Annotated in this window: 4 protein-coding genes and 1 tRNA gene; 3 read left to right on the top strand and 2 right to left on the bottom strand. The window is 52.8% G+C overall.

Annotated features, from left to right (window positions below; genetic code table 11):
• Window positions 1–236: 236 nt before the first annotated feature.
• On the bottom strand, window positions 237–1,235 hold the full coding sequence (locus Q0510_RS00655; RefSeq protein WP_298707310.1) for a FecR domain-containing protein: 999 nt from the start codon (window positions 1,233–1,235) through the stop codon (window positions 237–239).
• Between the two features lie 96 nt (window positions 1,236–1,331).
• Here Q0510_RS00655 and Q0510_RS00650 point away from each other — a divergent pair, with 96 nt between their 5' ends.
• On the top strand, window positions 1,332–1,922 hold the full coding sequence (locus Q0510_RS00650; RefSeq protein WP_298707308.1) for an RNA polymerase sigma-70 factor: 591 nt from the start codon (window positions 1,332–1,334) through the stop codon (window positions 1,920–1,922).
• An 11-nt stretch (window positions 1,923–1,933) separates the two neighbouring features.
• Entirely contained in the window at window positions 1,934–2,374 is a 441-nt protein-coding gene (locus Q0510_RS00645; RefSeq protein ID WP_298707306.1) for a GNAT family N-acetyltransferase, read from the top strand.
• 317 nt (window positions 2,375–2,691) lie between these two features.
• Here the strand turns inward: Q0510_RS00645 and Q0510_RS00640 are convergent.
• A tRNA-Ala gene (locus Q0510_RS00640) sits at window positions 2,692–2,764 on the bottom strand.
• Between the two features lie 148 nt (window positions 2,765–2,912).
• On the opposite strand from Q0510_RS00640, the gene Q0510_RS00635 reads away from it, so the two are divergent.
• Window positions 2,913–3,225: response regulator (locus Q0510_RS00635; RefSeq protein ID WP_298707305.1), on the top strand; the 313-nt coding region annotated here is incomplete at its 3' end.

Below are 3,225 nucleotides of genomic sequence, written 5' to 3'. Positions count from 1 at the left end.
AATAGGTATTAGCCCGGCCCTGAATTGCCGAGGTTGATTTTTTTTCATAAATTTGGATTGAGTGTTGAACAATTGAAACAAACAGCTTCCCGCACGGAATCCTTGTTTCATTCCATGTTTAGCATAAAGGGTAGTGTGCCAGCACTATCCTTTTTTAATTGAATGGCGTCCGGAGAGCGCCTAGCCTGATGTGTTGCAAAGTGTGAATCGTTCCATAGCTGTTTTTGTTGGTTGACTTATTGCTGAATAAATACGGTGTCTTCTCTCATGTCGTACGTGAAATTGGCGATGATTTGCAGGGCTTTGAGGGCCTGCGTGATGTCTTCTTTCCGGAATTCCCCTGAAAACCGGTTGTCGTTCAGTGCGGCGTCTTCGATAACGATGCGTTTATTATACCATCTTTCCATGGTTTTGGCCAGTTCGGAGAAGGATTGGTCCCGGAACTGGAGCCTTCCTTTCCGCCAGAGCGATTCCGTGGCGATGGTATCTTTTGTTTTGGTATTGTTTTGCAGTTGGGCGTAAAAGTCGCCCCAGTCGCTGCCCGTGGCCCCGGCCGTAGTTTTCCGGGTGAGGAGGAGCTTCTGGCCGGGCGCGAGGAGTTGGCGGCGCGAAGGATCGTTGCGCAGGGATACGGCCACTTTGCCGTCCACCAGCGTGGTTTCGAGCTCGGCGTCTTCTTCGTAGGCTTTGAGGTTGAAGGAAGTGCCCAGCACCTGTACGGACAGTTCTTCCGTCCGGATCTCGAACGGCCGCTGCTGGTCGGGGGCCACTTCGAAATACCCTTCCCCACTGAGGTGTACGGTTCGGCTGCTGCCCATGTTGCCGGGGTATCGGAGGCTGCTGCGGGCGTTGAGCCATACGCGGCTGCCGTCCGGGAGCTCCACGAAAGTGCTTTCGCCTGCGGGGGCGGAAGCGGTCAGCATATCGGGCTGGCGGGTGGTGAAGTAGAAAGCGGTGGCCCCGGCGATGAGGATGGCTGCGGCTGCGGCAGGCTTCCACCAGCGGAGGCGGCGGACGGGCGCGGGAGCAGCGCCGGGCATTTCGCCTTCTGCCTGCAAGCGGGACGTAATGCTGTCGTACACGGCGGCGAGCCTGGGTGCGGCATCGGGCGGAGCGGCCTCCCGGTAGGGGGATTCGTACCTTTCCAGCCAGGACTCCAGGGCCTGTGTTTCCTCCGGCGAACATTCCTTGCGGAGGAATTTATCCAGCAGTTGCAGCAATTGTTGATCGTTCATTTGGGCGCTTGTGTCTGGATAAGACACGGCAGGAGCGCGGCACCCTACCCCCGGGAGGCAAAAAATGGCCGGCGTGCTGAAAATTCTCCTATTTTTATGCTGAACATGGGATATTCCGCACTGTCTGATAAGGAACTGATGTCGCTGCTGGCCGTAGACGATGCGCGCGCTTTCGAGACGTTGTACCAACGGCATGCGGGAGCGATGTACGCCTACGCTTATAGGAAAGTGCCCGTTCCCGCCATCGTGGAAGATCTCCTGCAGGAGGTGTTCACCAACGTCTACCGCCGCCGGGCGGAGTTGTCACATATCGAGAATATCCCGTCTTATCTATACAATGCCCTGCGCAACAGGATCTTCAACGAACTGCGGAATTCCCTACTGCACGAGCGGCATCACCAGCAATTATCCAATGGCCAGTCGGCCGACCTGCATATCAATTACGACCTCCGTGAACTGGAGAAAGCCTTCGCCGCAGCGCTCGACAAGCTAACGGAGCGCAGCCGCGAAATATTCCTGCTTTCCCGCCGCGATCATCTCACCTATAAGGAAATCGCCGAGCGGCTGGGCATCTCCGTAAAAGCAGTGGAAAAGCACATGAGCCGCACCCTGGGCGTAATGCGCGAAGAACTGAAGGATTTCGGAGTTTTGGGAGCTGTAGTGATCGCTTCCGGAACATTACTGTAAATTGCACCATCATGCACATCAGAAAAGCCACTCCAGCCGATTACCCGGAAATCATGCGCGTTTGGGAATCCTCCGTTCTGGCGACCCATCATTTTTTATTGTTAACCGATTTTCAATTGTTTAAGAATATCATCCCCACGCAGATGCTCCCGGTGCTGGATCTCTACGTGATTTCAGAAGATCGCATCACCGGCGTGTTAGGCGTTTCCGGCGAAAACCTGGAGATGCTCTTCATCGATGCGGCCTCCCGAGGGAAAGGTTACGGGAAAGCCCTGGTGGAGTTCGCTCTAAAAGAATTGCATGTCAAGAAAGTCGATGTGAACGAACAGAATGAGCAGGCAGTTGGCTTTTATCTCAAATCAGGATTTGTACAAACGGGCAGGTCGGAGCGCGATGGGATGGGGAAGCCGTATCCGCTGCTGCATATGGAATATAACCCGTATGCTTTTTAAATAAATTGCAGCCTAATTCCGACCTGTCTTTTTGTTAACTCGACTATTTGGATTAGGAGTAACTGCCAATCACAAATATCTTCAATGTAACGTTTCAGGTATTGGGCCCGCTCTTCTTTGACAATTGCTTTACCTTCGAAATCTTTTTTAACCGTTGTACTTGTGCTAAAGCTTCGGCATAAGAAATTTCTGGTTGTTGTGCAATGATCCGTTGCCCCCTCAAAGACAACTCGTCAAATGATATTTTCAAGTTTGCGTCTGGAATCATAACACAAAAAAGCCTTCCAGATTTTTCTGAAAGGCTCCGTTTTTTCTTGTGGAGGATAGGGGAGTCGAACCCCTGACCTCTTGCATGCCATGCAAGCGCTCTACCAACTGAGCTAACCCCCCTTGCGTGAATGGAGTGCAAAAATAAGGGCATTTTTGAAATTTCAAAAATTATTTTCAATTTCTTCGCCTTTTCCTTTCCAATCCGCCGCCACAGCCACTTCTGTATCTTCCCCCTTCAAACTAATTTCCGTATTTTCATGGCGGAATTATGAAGATCCTCATCATCGAAGACGAAAAAGCCCTCGGCCAAAGCATCGCCGGCTACCTCCAGGCGGAAGCATACACCTGCGAGCTGGTCGCCGATAAACACTCCGCCCTGCAACGGATTGAATCGTTCGATTACGACTGCATCCTCCTCGATATTTCCCTGCCCGACGGCAACGGCCTCCAGGTCCTCAAAGCCCTCCGCGAATACGATAAAACCGATGGCGTCATCATCATCTCCGCCCGCGACGGCATCAACGACCGCATCCAGGGCCTCCAGCTCGGGGCCGACGATTACCTCGTCAAACCCTTCCACC

It is taken from the genome of uncultured Chitinophaga sp. (assembly GCF_937874145.1).
GTDB lineage: Bacteria > Bacteroidota > Bacteroidia > Chitinophagales > Chitinophagaceae > Chitinophaga.
The sequence above is the reverse complement of the archived record's forward strand: the minus strand, read 5'-3'. Positions and strand labels throughout refer to the sequence as shown.